General features: G+C 59.1%; 16 protein-coding genes. 10 read left to right on the forward strand and 6 right to left on the reverse strand.

Translation table 11 applies throughout. From position 1 onward, the window contains the following. Positions 1-96 precede the first annotated feature (96 nt). From Q1M04_RS12760 to purB, 8 genes are all read left to right on the forward strand, one after another. A complete protein-coding gene (locus Q1M04_RS12760; protein ID WP_297999159.1) occupies positions 97-1083 on the forward strand; it encodes a leucine-rich repeat protein in 987 nt (328 codons plus the stop codon). Positions 1084-1099: 16 nt separating this feature from the next. Then, positions 1100-2449: a DUF2201 family putative metallopeptidase gene (locus tag Q1M04_RS12765; RefSeq protein ID WP_297999157.1), complete on the forward strand. Its 1350-nt coding sequence runs from the start codon at positions 1100-1102 to the stop codon at positions 2447-2449. Positions 2450-2459: 10 nt separating this feature from the next. After that, entirely contained in the window at positions 2460-3050 is a 591-nt protein-coding gene (locus Q1M04_RS12770; protein WP_297999155.1) for a nitroreductase family protein, read from the forward strand. Between the two features lie 188 nt (positions 3051-3238). Continuing rightward, positions 3239-4768 carry an ATP-binding protein gene (locus Q1M04_RS12775; RefSeq protein WP_297999153.1) on the forward strand — a complete coding sequence of 510 codons (1530 nt, stop codon included), beginning with the start codon at positions 3239-3241 and terminating at the stop codon, positions 4766-4768. Beyond that, the gene (locus Q1M04_RS12780; protein WP_293279408.1) at positions 4765-5058 is read left to right on the forward strand and encodes a NifU family protein; all 294 of its coding nucleotides are present in this window, start codon (positions 4765-4767) and stop codon (positions 5056-5058) included. Before Q1M04_RS12775 ends, Q1M04_RS12780 begins: the two co-directional genes overlap by 4 nt. Positions 5059-5123: 65 nt before the next feature. After that, positions 5124-5399: a hypothetical protein gene (locus Q1M04_RS12785; RefSeq protein ID WP_204790403.1), complete on the forward strand. Its 276-nt coding sequence runs from the start codon at positions 5124-5126 to the stop codon at positions 5397-5399. Positions 5400-5698: 299 nt separating this feature from the next. Next, complete coding sequence (locus tag Q1M04_RS12790) at positions 5699-6973, forward strand: adenylosuccinate synthase (RefSeq protein ID WP_297301060.1); 1275 nt, start codon at positions 5699-5701, stop codon at positions 6971-6973. A 10-nt stretch (positions 6974-6983) separates the two neighbouring features. After that, positions 6984-8405: an adenylosuccinate lyase gene (gene purB / locus Q1M04_RS12795; protein WP_297999150.1), complete on the forward strand. Its 1422-nt coding sequence runs from the start codon at positions 6984-6986 to the stop codon at positions 8403-8405. A gap of 66 nt (positions 8406-8471) precedes the next feature. Here the strand turns inward: purB and Q1M04_RS12800 are convergent, their stop codons facing one another. The 3 genes from Q1M04_RS12800 to Q1M04_RS12810 form a co-directional block, all read right to left on the reverse strand. Further along, complete coding sequence (locus tag Q1M04_RS12800) at positions 8472-8933, reverse strand: glycosyl hydrolase family 18 protein (RefSeq protein WP_366132076.1); 462 nt, start codon at positions 8931-8933, stop codon at positions 8472-8474. Further along, positions 8923-9153 carry a hypothetical protein gene (locus tag Q1M04_RS12805; protein ID WP_297999149.1) on the reverse strand — a complete coding sequence of 77 codons (231 nt, stop codon included), beginning with the start codon at positions 9151-9153 and terminating at the stop codon, positions 8923-8925. Before Q1M04_RS12805 ends, Q1M04_RS12800 begins: the two co-directional genes overlap by 11 nt. 235 nt (positions 9154-9388) lie before the next feature. Next, positions 9389-10441 (reverse strand): recombinase family protein, encoded by a 1053-nt coding sequence (locus Q1M04_RS12810; protein WP_300346661.1) that lies wholly within the window; start codon positions 10439-10441, stop codon positions 9389-9391. A gap of 1038 nt (positions 10442-11479) precedes the next feature. On the opposite strand from Q1M04_RS12810, the gene Q1M04_RS12815 reads away from it, so the two are divergent. Together Q1M04_RS12815 and Q1M04_RS12820 are read left to right on the forward strand one after the other, a co-directional pair. Then, complete coding sequence (locus Q1M04_RS12815) at positions 11480-11896, forward strand: hypothetical protein (RefSeq protein ID WP_297999147.1); 417 nt, start codon at positions 11480-11482, stop codon at positions 11894-11896. A gap of 371 nt (positions 11897-12267) precedes the next feature. After that, positions 12268-12540, forward strand: a complete 273-nt coding sequence (locus Q1M04_RS12820) for an ABC transporter ATP-binding protein (protein WP_297999145.1) — start codon at positions 12268-12270, stop codon at positions 12538-12540. Positions 12541-12782: 242 nt separating this feature from the next. Here the strand turns inward: Q1M04_RS12820 and Q1M04_RS12825 are convergent, their stop codons facing one another. From Q1M04_RS12825 to Q1M04_RS12835, 3 genes are all read right to left on the reverse strand, one after another. Further along, positions 12783-12974: a hypothetical protein gene (locus Q1M04_RS12825; protein WP_300346659.1), complete on the reverse strand. Its 192-nt coding sequence runs from the start codon at positions 12972-12974 to the stop codon at positions 12783-12785. A gap of 49 nt (positions 12975-13023) precedes the next feature. Continuing rightward, complete coding sequence (locus tag Q1M04_RS12830; protein ID WP_297999143.1) at positions 13024-13386, reverse strand: hypothetical protein; 363 nt, start codon at positions 13384-13386, stop codon at positions 13024-13026. A gap of 141 nt (positions 13387-13527) precedes the next feature. Continuing rightward, positions 13528-14013 (reverse strand): helix-turn-helix transcriptional regulator (locus tag Q1M04_RS12835; RefSeq protein WP_300346657.1); only part of this gene is annotated, 486 nt, incomplete at its 5' end.

A 14013-nucleotide genomic window follows, 5' to 3' on the forward strand; every position in this document is an offset into this window, starting at 1 on the left:
AGTTTGTCAAGGGGGTCGATGAAAAAAATTTTGGCTAGGAAATTGCTCCCGCCTGTGGTATACTACCTCTGGAAAAGCGGAAGGAGGCGCGGGCTTATGGAAACCGTCAGCGGCGCAAGCAATTGGAAGCTGGTTTTCCGCCGGGAAGGCGGCGGCGTCACCCTTCTCCGGGCCGGGACCCCCGACGCCCGGGCCGTCCTGCCGGAGGAGCTGCTCGGCCTGCCGGTGACGGCCCTGGGAAACCGGGCCCTGGCCCCGGACCGGCAAACGGCTCCCCTGCCCGCCGGGGCGGAAACCCTCCAAATCACCTGCATCCCTCCGGAGGAGGGGGCGGCCTGGGACAACCGGAGCCTCCGGGACCTGACCCTGCCGCAGACCCTGAAGGCCGTGGGGGACTACGCTCTGTTGAACTGCTCCGCCTTAAGCACTCTCCGTATTCACGACGGCGTGTCCCGCTGGGGCGGCGGCGCGCTGATGAACTGCCGCAGCCTGGATACCCTCCACCTGACCCGGACAGGCCCGGACCAGGGGGAGGCCCTGGCCTGGTTCGCCGGGGAGCTCAGCCGGGAGCTGGACGTAACCGTTTACGGCCCCGGCGGGGAGACCGCCCGTCTGCTGTTCCCGGAGTATACAGAGCTCTATGAAGAAAACTGCCCCGCCCATCATTTCGATTACTTCATCTCCGGCGCGGGCTACCCCTATCACCACTGCTTCCGTCAAAAACGCCTGTCCCTCAAGGAGTACGACGGCCTCTGGCGGGACTTTCTGGGAATGGAGCACGACGAATCCGCCGCCCTGCGCCTTGCCTGGCGGCGCCTCCGCTGGCCGGTGGATTTGGCGGAGGGGGCGGCGGCGGGCTACCGAGCCTATTTAAAGGAACACGCCGGGGAGGCCCTCCGCCTCCTGCTGGAAGAAGGGGAAGCCCTCCCCTTCCTTCTGGAGCTGACGGAGCCGGACCGGGAAACCCTCCTGGACGCCTGTGCCCTGGCCCGGGAGCGGGGGGCCACGGCGGCCCTGGCGGCTTTGCTGGAGGAGCAGCACCGCCGCTTCCCCGCCGGAGTGGAAAAATCCTTTACATTATAGAAGGGCCAAGGGTTTTATGGAACAAAAGGACTTTGCCGGGATTGGGCGGGACATCCTCTTCGCCGCCCGGAACGAGCTGTATATGAGCCTGCCCTATCTGGACGCGGCCCTCTGCGCTCTGGCTTTCGCCCCCGGCGGCGGGGTCACGGTGTCCCTGGCCACCGACGGCGAGACGCTGTACTACGACGGGTCCTGGCTGGCGGAGCGCTATCTGCGGAGCCGGGTGTGGACCTGCCGGGCCTATCTCCATGTGATTCTCCACTGCATGCTCCGGCATCTGGCGAAGAAGCGGGGCAAGCTCCCGGAGCTGTGGGATCTCAGCTGCGACGCGGCGGTGGAGAGTATCCTGGATGAACTGGACTACCCCTGTCTGAATACCGGCCCAGTTCCCCGGAAGCGGAAATTCTACGGTGAGTGCAAGCGGGACATGCCGGTGCTGACGGCGGAGGGCATCTACCGCCGCCTTTTGCGGCTGAACCTGCCGGAGTATGAAATCGCCCAGCTCCAGCGGGCCTTTCTGGCGGACGACCATGGCCTCTGGGACCCGGAGCGTCAGGACGGCCAGGACCAGAGCCGCCGCCAGGACCAGAAGTGGCAAGACCTCTCCGGCAAAACCCAGACGGGCCTGGAGACGGTCCTCTCGGACAAGGGGACCGGCGGCGAGGCCGTGCTGGAGCAGGTCCGGGCAGCTGTCCGGGACGACGTGGACTACCGTGCGTTTCTCCGCCGCTTCGCCGCCCCCCGGGAGGTGGCGGCGGTGGACGCCGACGCCTTTGACTACGGCTTCTACTCCTACGGCCTCCGGCTTTACGGGAATATGCCCCTGGTGGAGCCGCCGGAAACCCGGGAGGAAAAGCGGATCGAGGATTTCGTCATCGCCGTGGACACCTCCATGTCCACCTCCGGGGAGCGGGTCCGGCAGTTCCTGGCCTGCACCTACGCGATTTTGCGGAGCGCGTGGACCTTTACCAGAAAAGTGAACATCCGCGTCATCCAGTGTGACGACCAAATCCGCTCCGACGATGTGCTTCACGATTTGGAGGACCTGCGGAATTATATGGAGAACTTCCGGCTCACCGGCGGCAGCGCCACGGACTTCCGCCCGGTATTCGACCATGTGGCAAAGCTCCAGGAGGCGGGGGCCTTCACCAGCCTCCGGGGCCTTGTGTACTTCACCGACGGCATGGGAATTTACCCGGAAAAGCGGACGCCCTATGAAACGGCCTTCATCCTCCTGGGGGAGCCGCCGCTTTCCGTGAAAACGCCCCCCTGGGCCATCCGGCTGGTGCTGGAGGCCCCGGATCTGGACCGGGCGGCGGAGGAACTGCCGGAGGAGCTGGACCTAAGCGAGCTGCCGGAGCTGTAAAGGAGACATTATGCTGCCTGAAATTGTAAACCGACGGAGCATCCGGGCCTACCTGCCCCAGCCGGTCTCCAGGAAAGATATCGAAACCGTGCTGCAAGCGGGGGCCCTGGCCCCCTCGGCAAAAAACCGCCAGCCCTGGCGGTTCACCGTGGCCCTTGCCAAGAAAAAGGCGGAAGCGCTGGCCGCCATGGCGCAGGGCCTGGAGGAGGAACGCCGCCGCCCCCTCCTGCCGGAGAGCGCCCGGCATCTCGGCGGGGCAGTCCAAACGCTGGCCATCATGAAACAAGCCCCGGTTGTCATCTTCGTCACGAACCCCCTGGGCCAGGACCCGAGACAGACGCTGAATACAGACGAACGGGTCACCGAGCTCTGCAACGCCCAGTCCCTGGGCGCGTGCCTGGAGAATATGGCCCTCCAGGCCACGGCGCTGGGTCTAGGCAGTCTTTGGATTTGCAACACCTATTTCGCCTATGACGCGCTGCAGGAATGGATCGGCGGGCCGGGAGCTCTCGCGGCGGCCATGGCCTTGGGGTACGCCGCCGGGAATCCGCCGCCCCGGCCCCGGAAGCCGCTGGAGGAATTGGCCGAGTGGAGGGAGTAAGTGGGCCCGGGAAAAGGGCGGACACACAGGTCCGCCCCTACAGGGTGTTCTACCGATAGAAGGGCCCTTACTTCCTTTTCTCTTTTGGACCGTGCAATGGACCAGCCGTCGCCAGCCGCCAATCCGCCCCGCCCGCAAGGGCGAGTACTATCTCCCCTCCCCTGCCGGGGAACCAGGAAGGAAACGCCATGAACATCAAACAAGCCAAACAGGAAATCACCAATACCTTAAAAGCCTACCTGGCCAAGGACCCCTTGGGGAATTATCTAATCCCCCCGGTCCGCCAGCGGCCCGTCCTGCTGATGGGCCCGCCCGGCGTGGGCAAAACCCAGATCATGGAGCAGGTGGCCGCCGAGACCGGCGTGGGCCTGGTGGCCTACACCATCACCCACCACACCCGCCAGAGCGCCGTGGGCCTGCCCTTCATCGAAACGCGGACCTACGGCGGGCAGACCTACTCCATCACCGAGTACACCATGAGCGAAATTCTGGCCTCCGTCTATGACCTGATGGAGAAAACCGGCCTCAAGGAGGGCATCCTCTTCCTGGACGAGATCAACTGCGTCTCGGAAACCCTGGCCCCCATGATGCTGCAATTCCTCCAGTGCAAGACCTTCGGCAACCAGCGCCTGCCGGAGGGCTGGCTCATCGCCGCCGCCGGAAACCCGCCGGAATACAACCGCTCCGTCCGGGACTTCGACGTGGTGACCCTGGACCGGGTGAAGCGCATCGACGTACAGGAGGACTTCGCCGTCTGGAAGGAGTACGCCCGGGCCAAGGGCATCCACGGGGCGGTGGTGTCCTATCTGGACATCAGGAAGGACCACTTCTACCGGGTGGAGACTACGGCGGAGGGCATCCAGTTCGCCACCGCCCGGGGCTGGGAGGATTTGAGCGAGCTGCTGACGGTCTATGAAACCCTGGGCCTCAAGGCGGACCGGGAGGTGGTGGGGCAGTATATCCAGCTTCCCCGCATCGCCCGGGACTTTGCCAATTATTTGGAGCTCTACGGCAAGTACCGGAAGATCTACCATGTGGACGGCATCCTGACGGGAACCTGGAAGCCCATCACCGTCCGGGAGCTCCGGGCCGCGCCTTTCGACGAGAAGCTGTCCGTCATGGGGCTGCTCCTCTCCCGCCTCTCCGAGGCCGCCCGGGAGACCCGCCGCCAGGACAGCCTGTGCGAAAACCTCCACGCCGCCCTGACAAAATTCAAAGAGGACCTGGCCGCCGGAGAGGACCCCCAGGCGGTTCTGGAGACCCTGACCGGCGAACGCCGGGAGGCCCTGAAACGGGCCGGGAACGCGGGCCAGGGGGATAAACAGCGCCAGGCCCTGGCCCAGCTGGAAATCAATATCCTGGAGGACTACCGCCGCCGCCTCATTCAGGAGAACCCCGCCGATTCCGGGCTGGCCATGGCGGCGGTGCGGGGCTGGTTTGGGCAGGAAGTGGAAAAACGGGCCTCCCAGGCCCGGGAAGCCAAGGCGGAGCTGGATCACGCCTTCGCCTTTTTGGAGGAAACCTTCGGCCAGGGGCAGGAGCTGGTGCTGTTCGTCACGGAGCTCACCGCCGGGCCGGACACCAGCTGGCTCATTGAGACCTTCGGCTGCGACGCCTATTTCCGTCACAACCGGGAGCTGCTGTTTGACGGCACCCGGCGCCGTATTCAGGAAGAAATTTTCGCCGCCAAGGCGGCGGAACAGGAGGAGCAGCCATGACGGAAGATTTGAAACGCATTGAGGCCGTACTGGACGAGAAGGTCCGTCCCGCCCTCCGGGCCCATGGAGGAGAGATTGCCGCGGACCATCTGGAGGACGGCGTGCTGTACGTGAAGCTGCTGGGCCAGTGCGCCGGGTGCCCCTCGGCGGACCTGACCAGCGAGACGATTGTGGAGGCGGAGCTCACCGCCGCCCTGCCGGAGCTGGTGCGGAAGGTGGCGGTAATTCAAACCGTCAGCGACGAGCTGTGGGAGCAGGCGAAAAAGCTCCTCCGGGACCACCATCTCTAAAAGGCCGTCATAAGCGTCCCCCTCCCCTCATAGTCTCTAGCAAACCGAACACATGGGAGGATGCTATGGACAACTTGCAGATGGACGAGAAGCTGGCCCGGCTCCGGCGCTGCCGCCGGGAGATGGACACGCTGAAAAAAGAGGCGGAGGCCATTGAGGAGGAAGTCAAGGCGGAGCTGGAAGCCCGGGGCGTGGAGCAGGTGGAGACGGCCCACTACAAAGTCTCCTGGAAATCCGTTTCCAGCACCCGGCTGGACGCCAAGGCCCTGAAAGCGGAGCGGCCGGAAATATACGAGCGCTACGCCGTCTCCGGCACCGCGAAGCGCTTTACCGTCACATGAAAGTGAAAGAACCCGCCCCGGCGGAAGGCCGGGGGTCATACCTTTTTATGCGGAACCTGTAAAAATTTGAGGAACTTGCGCTTTTCTCTTTACTTATGGGAAAACTGCCGCTATAATAGGGAAGGGAAACTTTGGGGCCCCGCGGACCGCGGGGCCCTTCTTTTCGCTGGCCGGAGGCGCTAATCCGCCGCCGTCAGGACCCCCGGGGCCGGACAGGCCCCCATCACCGGCTGGCCGCTGGCCGTGAGCAAGCGGAACGCCGCCCTATCTTTCGGGCGGCGGCGCGGGGAGGTTTCATTATGTCAAATTGCGCCATTGTGGGCATCAACTGGGGCGACGAGGGCAAGGGCCGTATGGTGGACCTGATCACCCAGGACTACGACGTGGTGGTCCGCTATCAGGGCGGCGGCAACGCCGGGCACACCGTCGTCAACGAAAAGGGCAGGTTCGCCCTCCATCTGCTGCCCTCCGGCATCTTCCGGGACGGCGTGGTCAACATCCTGGGCAACGGCGTGGCCCTGGACTGCGAGAGCCTTTGGAAGGAGATACAGGACGTCACCGCCCAGGGCGTGGCCATTACGCCGGACAACCTGATGGTCAGCGACCGGGCCTCCCTGCTGCTGCCCTGGCACCGGGATTTGGACGGCTTGGAGGAGGCCCGCCTGAAGGACAAGAAATACGGCTCCACCAAGCAGGGCATCGCCCCCTTCTACTCCGACAAGTTCCAGAAAAAGACCGTCATGGCGGGAGAACTCCTCTATCCGGGGCAGCTCCGCTCCCACCTGGAGGATTTGCTGGAGTGGAAGAACCTGACCCTGACCAAGGTCTACAACGCCCAGCCCTATACCATCGAGCAGCTGATGGACTACGTGGCGGACTACGGCGAGAAAATCCGCCCCTTCATCCGGGACACCGGCGCGTTTTTGCGTCAGGCTCAGGCGGAGAACAAGCGCATTTTGTTCGAGGCCCAGCTGGGAGCCCTTCGGGACCTGGACTACGGCATCTATCCCTACACCACCTCCTCCAACGCCGTGGCGGCTTACGCCCCGGTGGGCTCCGGCCTGCCCTCCGCCCGGATTGACGAGGTCATCGGCGTGGTGAAGGCCTACTCCTCCTGCGTGGGCGAGGGTCCCTTCACCTGCGAGTGGTTCGGCGAAGAGGCGGAGAAGCTCCGCCAGGCCGGGAACGAGTACGGCGCGAAGACGGGCCGTCCCCGCCGGGTGGGGCCCATCGACATCGTGGCCACCCGCTACGGCGTCCAGTGCCAGGCGGCGACGAACATCGCCCTGACCAAGCTGGACGTGCTGAGCTATCTGGATAAAATCCCCGTCTGCGTCCGCTATGAGCTGGGCAGCCAGCAGACGGACCGCTTCCCCTTCCCCGCCCTGCTGGCGGAGGCGAAGCCGGTGGTGGAGTATATGGACGGCTGGGGCTGCGACATCTCCGGCGTGCGGACCTGGGAGGACCTGCCGGAGGCCGCCCGGAAATATGTGGAATATATCGAGAAGGAAATCGGCTGCCGCATCGGCTTCGTGTCCGTAGGCCCGGAGCGGGACGCCATCATCATCCGCTGAAGGAGGCCCCATGAGTAAAGACCGCTACGAATCCCCTCTCTCCTCCCGCTACGCATCGGAGTTCATGCTGAACCTCTTCTCCGCCGAAAAGCGCACCCAGACCTGGCGGCGGCTGTGGGTGGCCCTGGCCCGGGCAGAGCATGAACTGGGCCTCCCCGTGACGGCGGAGCAGGTGGCGGAGCTGGAGGATCATCTCACCGACATCGACTTCGACCTGGCCGCGGCCCGGGAAAAGGAAGTCCGGCACGACGTGATGGCCCATGTATACGCCTATGGCAAGGCCGCACCCTCGGCGGCGGGCATCATCCACCTGGGGGCCACCAGCTGCTATGTCACAGACAACGCGGACCTCATCCTCTACCGGGAGGGACTCCGGTATCTGCGGAAGGGGCTGACCGCCCTGCTGGGAAATCTGGCCGCGTTCGCCCGGCAGTACGCGGATACCCCCACCCTGGGCTACACCCATTACCAGCCCGCCCAGCTGGTCACGGTGGGCAAGCGGGCCACCCTCTGGATGCAGGATTTCCTGGCGGATTTGGAGGAGCTGGACTTTGTGCTGGAGAACCTGAAATTCCTGGGCTGCCGGGGCACCACCGGCACCGAGGCCAGCTTCATGGACCTCTTTGAGGGGGACGGGGCGAAAATCGACGAGATGAACCGTCGGATCGCCGGGGAGTTCGGCTTTGATAAGACCTTCCCTGTCTGCGGCCAGACCTATCCCCGGAAGGTGGACAGCCGGATTTTGAACTGCCTTTCCTCCGTGGCCCAGAGCGCCTGCCGGATGGCAAACGACATCCGCCTGCTTCAGCACGACCGGCAGGTGGAGGAGCCTTTCGAGAAGAACCAAATCGGCTCCTCGGCCATGGCCTATAAGCGCAACCCCATGCGCTGCGAGCGCATCTGCTCCCTCTCCCGCTACCTGATGGCGGACGCCATGAACGCCCCCATGACCGCCTCCGTTCAGTGGCTGGAGCGGACCCTGGACGACTCCGCCAACCGGCGCATCTCCATGCCGGAGGGCTTCCTCTGCGCCGACGCGATCCTGCGCCTTTGCCGGAACGTCACCGACGGGCTCCATGTCAACGAGAAGGTGGTGGAGCGGGCGGTGCGGGAATATCTTCCCTTCATCGCCACGGAAAACCTGATGATGGAGGGGGTCAAGCGGGGCGGCAACCGGCAGGAGCTCCATGAAATCATCCGCACCTGCTCCATGGCCGCCACGGCCAGGATGAAGGAGGGCGAGCCCTGCGACCTGCTGGCCCGTCTGGCGGCGGAGCCCGCTTTCGCCATGACGGAGGCGGAGATGGAGGCCGTGCTGGACCCGAAGCTCTACACCGGCCGCTGCGCCGCCCAGGTGGAGGCGTTCCTGGAGGGGATTGCCCCCCTGCTGGCGGAAGCAGAGGACGGGGACACCCCTGAAATCAATGTTTGAGAAATTTTCCGGCTCTTTCCTGCGGATAAATGGAGGGCCCGGTGTAACGCCGGGCCCTCCTGTTTGTCATTCCACGTCGTACAGGGAATCCAGCACCAGCCAAACCTGGGAGAACGGCCGCATGAGGTTCCAGAACCCCGCTCCCTGGAAGCCGTATTCGGCAACGAGGCGGAGCTTGGCGTCCATGCTCCGGGCATCCTCGAACCAGACCTCGTGGGCGGTTCCCCCGGCGTCGGTGTAGCGGAAGAACGGGGACTGGGCCGTTTCGTCGTACTGGATGGGTACGCCGTATTGAATGGCCAGCTCAATGGCCCGCTGGTTGGAAATGGACTGGGCCCGGGTTTCCCCCTGGATAAAGGGCAGCGGCCAGTCATAGCCGTAGTTGGGTATGCCCAGGAAGATTTTTTCCGCGGGGATTTCCGTGACGGCGTAGTCCAGCACCGCCCGGACGTTGGGGAGAGGCGCGACCGCCATGGGCGGGCCGTAGGTGTAGCCCCACTCATATGGATAGAGTATATTAGCACACACTCTCTTTATTTTCTTCCTCTATGTTCCTTGCAAAGTCAAGTATCTTTTGCCGCTCGGCAGAAAATTTGAAGTAGATGTGGATATGGGAACAGTCCACAACCTCCACATGGTCTAAAAGCCGATCCAGCACATCCCGGTCCAGGGCTTTGATGTTCCCATACTCCTGGAAGAAGGCAATAAACGCGTCGTCCTGCCGCCTGGCCTCCCTGATTTCCAGCATATTGGCCTGCAACCGTTCAATCTGTCTTTCCTGCTCAGAGAGCGCCGCGTTGTAACTCTCCTTAAAATGAATATACTCGCTTTGGTCGATAATACCTTTTTCCAAGTTATCATATAGACGGAATTTTGCCTCAGTCAGCCGTTTTTTCTCCCGCTCCGCCCGGTTGATCGCCAGAAGGTATTCATTTGCGGAACGGCCGGCCTTCCTCTCCTGACGAACTGCGTCTATAACCGCTTTAGCGTCTACAAGCTCCTGAATCTGGTCTTGAATTGCTTGTTAGAATTGCTGTTTCCAGCGCAGATTCCCGGACAGAGGGGCATGGGCACTTGTCAGGCGCATAGGCGTGGGTTATACACCGAAAATGAGGATAGCCATTATTTCCGTTCCGATTCATGCGGTTTCCGCAGTGGGCGCATTTGATGTAACCAGAGAGCAAATAACTGGCCTCCCGATTGGGAGCCACTCTAGTCCGGCGGGAAAAGCGGTCATGGACGATGGTAAATATCTCGTCGGAGATAATCGCCTCATGGGTTCCCTCAATGACAGCCCACTCGCTTTCATCGGTGGGAGCCATTTTCTTGGTCCGGTAGGATACGCTTTTATACTTGCCCTGAACCAGATTGCCGATGTAGACCTCGTCTTTCAGCATGGTATTTACAGATGTCACAGACCAGATATTCCGCTTTATGCCGCCGCTAGAGTGGCTGGCAAAGCCTTTACAGCCCTTCATGCACTTATACGCCGACGGCGGCGGGATTTGCAGGGCGTTGAGCCGCTTCACAATGCCGCAGACAGAAGCGCCGTCAGCGTACCAGCTGAAGATCATACGGACGATTTCAGCGGCTTCTGGGTCAATCACCAGCTTATGCCGGTCCTCCGAGCTTTTTTCGTAGCCGTAGGGGGCATAGTTCCCCCAAAATTCCCCCCGCTCACGCTTCATGGCAAAGGTGCATTTGATTTTCACAGACAACTGACGGATATAGTCATCATTCATAATGTTGGAAAATGACACGATGGCGCTACAATATCCGTTGGGGTCTTTCAGGCTGTCAATGTGGTTGAGAACGGAAATAACACGGATCCCCTTTTGGGGAAAATATTCCTCCATGAGGCGGCCCAGCTCCGGGTAATTCCGTCCCAGGCGGGAGTTGTCCTTAAAAAACACAATTGTTTTTCCCGCTTCAATATCGGCAATCATCCGTTTATACTCTGGGCGTTCAAAAGCTGACGTTAGATAACGATACTTTTGAAAACACTGAAAAATCAAGGTTTTTCGAGCGACGGACAAGCAGGGTATTGTACTAAAAACTGAATACGACGCAGAAGCGGCGTTTCTTACTCTCTATACGGGGAGAACAGGAACGCCGCTTTTTTCATGCCCTTGTTACGCAGTAGGGGCAGAAAAAGCCTTGCTACAAGCGGTTTTGCGGGCGCGTATCCGGCGCGGCAAGGGATTTATACCTTATCCCCCGAAACCGCGCTTCTACTGCGTAACAAATCCACAGCAAATTTTGAGCCGATCTACTCTCCCCAAAATTGGGGACTGCACAAAGTTGAGCTCATTGAACCCGGACACTTTTGACCGGGTTGATCTGCTCCACAGGAAAAAGGCCAGGATTTCAACTTACTCAAATTTGAGTAAGTTGAAATCCTGGCCTTTGGAGCAGGTCAATCCAAATCTGGATGGACCTCGCTTGACAACTCTGTCAAATGAGGTGGGTCCAAATCTGGACCGAAGATGGTGGATATTGGCTGCGTGAGGCTGTACGAGTGTGACAGTAAGCCCTACCTGCATCTCCCATCATGGGAAGTCCATCAGCAAGTGAGATGTAATGTATAAAGGGTGGTTTCACCAGACCACCACATTACATTGACTGGCGGCTCATTTGTGGCAAAATGACACAGGCTGGAGGGGCGGTGATCGACCAGCAGGAGGGACCAAAGCGGGAGCGTCTGGGAATGACCTAGGCGCTCCGTTCTCTTTGTCGGCCCTCTCGAAGAGCGCACTTACTCACCACCCGCAAGCGGGCGGCGGTACTGCCTGCGGCAGTCGTGCGCTCTCCGAGGGGCGGTCCACCGGGCGTCCCTTCCCTGCCCAGTATGGACAGGCCAGCAGACGCCACCAGCGGCTTGTGCATCGGACGCAGCCGCGCCGGTCACCGGGGGCTTGGGGGCCGTCGGCCACCAACAAGCGGCACCGGGTATATACCGGTGCATTGCTTGCTGCTACTATCATTGCCTATAAATGAGGGTTGAAAGTCGTATGCAATGATGGTATACTTAGTTCGTATCAATTCGACAAACCAGCATTTATGGCGGTGATATTATGAAAAGGATTATTTCTATTGTTTTCACAATGCTACTATTGCTCACAGCTTGCGGCGAAAAAAATACGGGGAATATAGACAATGTTGAAATTCCAGACTGGAAACCATCTGAGATATATACAGATAATGAAATCGAAGCCGCTTTTCAAACGGTGAAAGAATATTTTTCTAAAGAGTTCGACGGTTGTATGCTTACAAAACTGTACTATCCAGGTGATACTTTCGCAGACGAGTTTAGCGAATGGGCTGCGCAGTACGAAGTGGATAAGGCAATTGTTATTTATTCGTCTTTCGATGTGGATTCTTCGGGCGGGGATGGTTCGCTTGAACCAGACTCCACTTATGAAGATTGGAAATGGGTTCTTGTTCGCAACGCCGATGAGGAATGGGAACATGCTACTCACGGTTACGGTTAAATCATTAACTTCCGAATTTGTCGGGGGGATTTCATCTTTTGGGTGAAATCCCCCTTGACAAATGTTCTCTTGAGAGCGAAAAGAGGTAAATATCCTTCGCCGGAAGATGCTTGCAATCACATGATATCAAATGCGCCCGGAATCCAATTCAATCCGAATCCGAGTAACCAGCGGAATTTTACGCCCGTCAAAAATGGCGACCGTTCATGGTTTCCCAAAAACTGGGGAATCCCCTCAAAATTTAGGAGATTGCTCCCCAGAACGGGGGAGCAAAAATGTATATTGAAATCCATAGATAAACAGGTTATAATATAGCTATACTAGGGGAAGGAGCATTCAACGCCAGGGCTCCCCGGAAAGGAGAAATGACCATGCCAGCATCAAAGGCACAGCAAAAGGCCGTAAACAAATATGTGAAAGCAAACTATGATCTATTTCAAATCAAGATGCCCAAAGGGAAGAAAGCGGAAATACAGTCCGCCGCCGCCGCCGCTGGGGAATCGCTCAACGCTTATATTAACGCATCCATAACGCAGAGAATGGGTCGTGATGCCTCCAGCGGCCCCACAGAGGCCCATACAGCGCTTTCGGAGGCGGGGCGGTTGAAACTCAGGCCCAAAGGGATAAACTTGGACGGAAGATGAAAGGGGGTGCAAACGATGAACATGTCTGAGAGTTCGAGACTGATTCTTGGGCTAAGGTCTAAGGGGTGGACCGACACGGAGATCACGGACTTCATTCTTTGGGTTGAAACCGGAGAAAACCAGTATAAGCCCCAAGAGAAGGATTCCAAAGCCGAATAAAGCAAGAACCGGGGACCACTCCCCGGTTCTTTGTTTGCTCCCCGAAATTGGGGACTTCTCTTTGTTCGCTCTTTGTCCGTTGGTCAAAAGGATTCAATCGTTGCCTCGGTCAGCCGCTCCCACGTCTTGGAGATGGAGGCAACAAAGCTCGGGTCTCCATGCTTCTCTCCAAGTCTGCGCCCGGAACAGACTTTAGCCGCTTCCAAAAGATTGTCCCAGGTCTGGAGAACAACGCCCGGGTCTCTGTCTTGTGCGTATTTTGCGTATCTGCTCATTTTACAGTTCCTTCCTATGTTTTTTGGGGAAAAAGTTGTTTTGTAACGTTTACCGCTTCGACTTACTCAGGACGGAGGTAAACTTTTTGAACTCTGGCCGGTCGGTGACCTCCCGGAGTGCAGCCATTGACGCCTCGATTTTTTCCTGAGCGGCGGGGCGCTGGTAAGCGTTGACGATCTTCACCACCACGACCTCCAGCTCTCCCACGTCCATTTCCTCGAAAGGCGGCAGGAAACCCTCGATACAGTCTGTAACAAAATCATATTGCTCTTTCCGGGCCTCTCGTCTGGTAATTCCCCCGGTTCTGAGCCGTTTTTCAATATCCTGAATCTTGCCGATCCGGTCATCCACTCCCGGGGTCCTTGTGGGAAGTACATAGCTTTTCCCTCTGACTTCAATACGATATTCCATAAAAATCTCCTTTATTTCGTGCCAAAAGCAAGGCCAATATTGTTTTGATGTTCGGAAACCAAACGGCCTACCGTCCGTCCATAGTGACCTTCATCCCGTTTAGTTCATTTATGAGCGCTCCACGGCCTTGTTCCTCCTCTCTCAGCATATCCATGAAGATATTCCCGCCTCCCCGCTTCTGCGGGTTCTGCTTCTCCAACCGGTCCCAAATGATCCCCTTCCAGCCGTTGGACATGCTCTCGACAATGAGCCCGGCAACGGCGCTTTCTCCATAAACCCCCGCTTGCTTCTCAATCTGGGTATCATGTCTTTTGTAATTTGCTTTTTACTCTGTATAGGCTTGAAAATATCTGCTTCAACAGTTTCGAGAAAATTAGAAATCTGGGCCGCTGTCTTTATGGTAACCCGTTCTCCTTTGCAAATACGTTGTATCGTATTGGTGGTGATCCCTAGCCCGTTTGCTAGGCCCCTCTGTGAAACCCCTTTCTTTTTTAAGAAGGATTTAAGGAAGCACTGATTAAAGCCGGTAAAAGCCAGGCAAACAGACAAAGGTAAAGGAAACGACCAATAAAGGGCCATATTGGGGGATGAATTCCTCGCTTTTCCAGTCCCAGCCCGGTCGAAGGG

The sequence above is a fragment of the uncultured Oscillibacter sp. genome, from assembly GCF_950073225.1.
Classification (GTDB): domain Bacteria; phylum Bacillota; class Clostridia; order Oscillospirales; family Oscillospiraceae; genus Oscillibacter.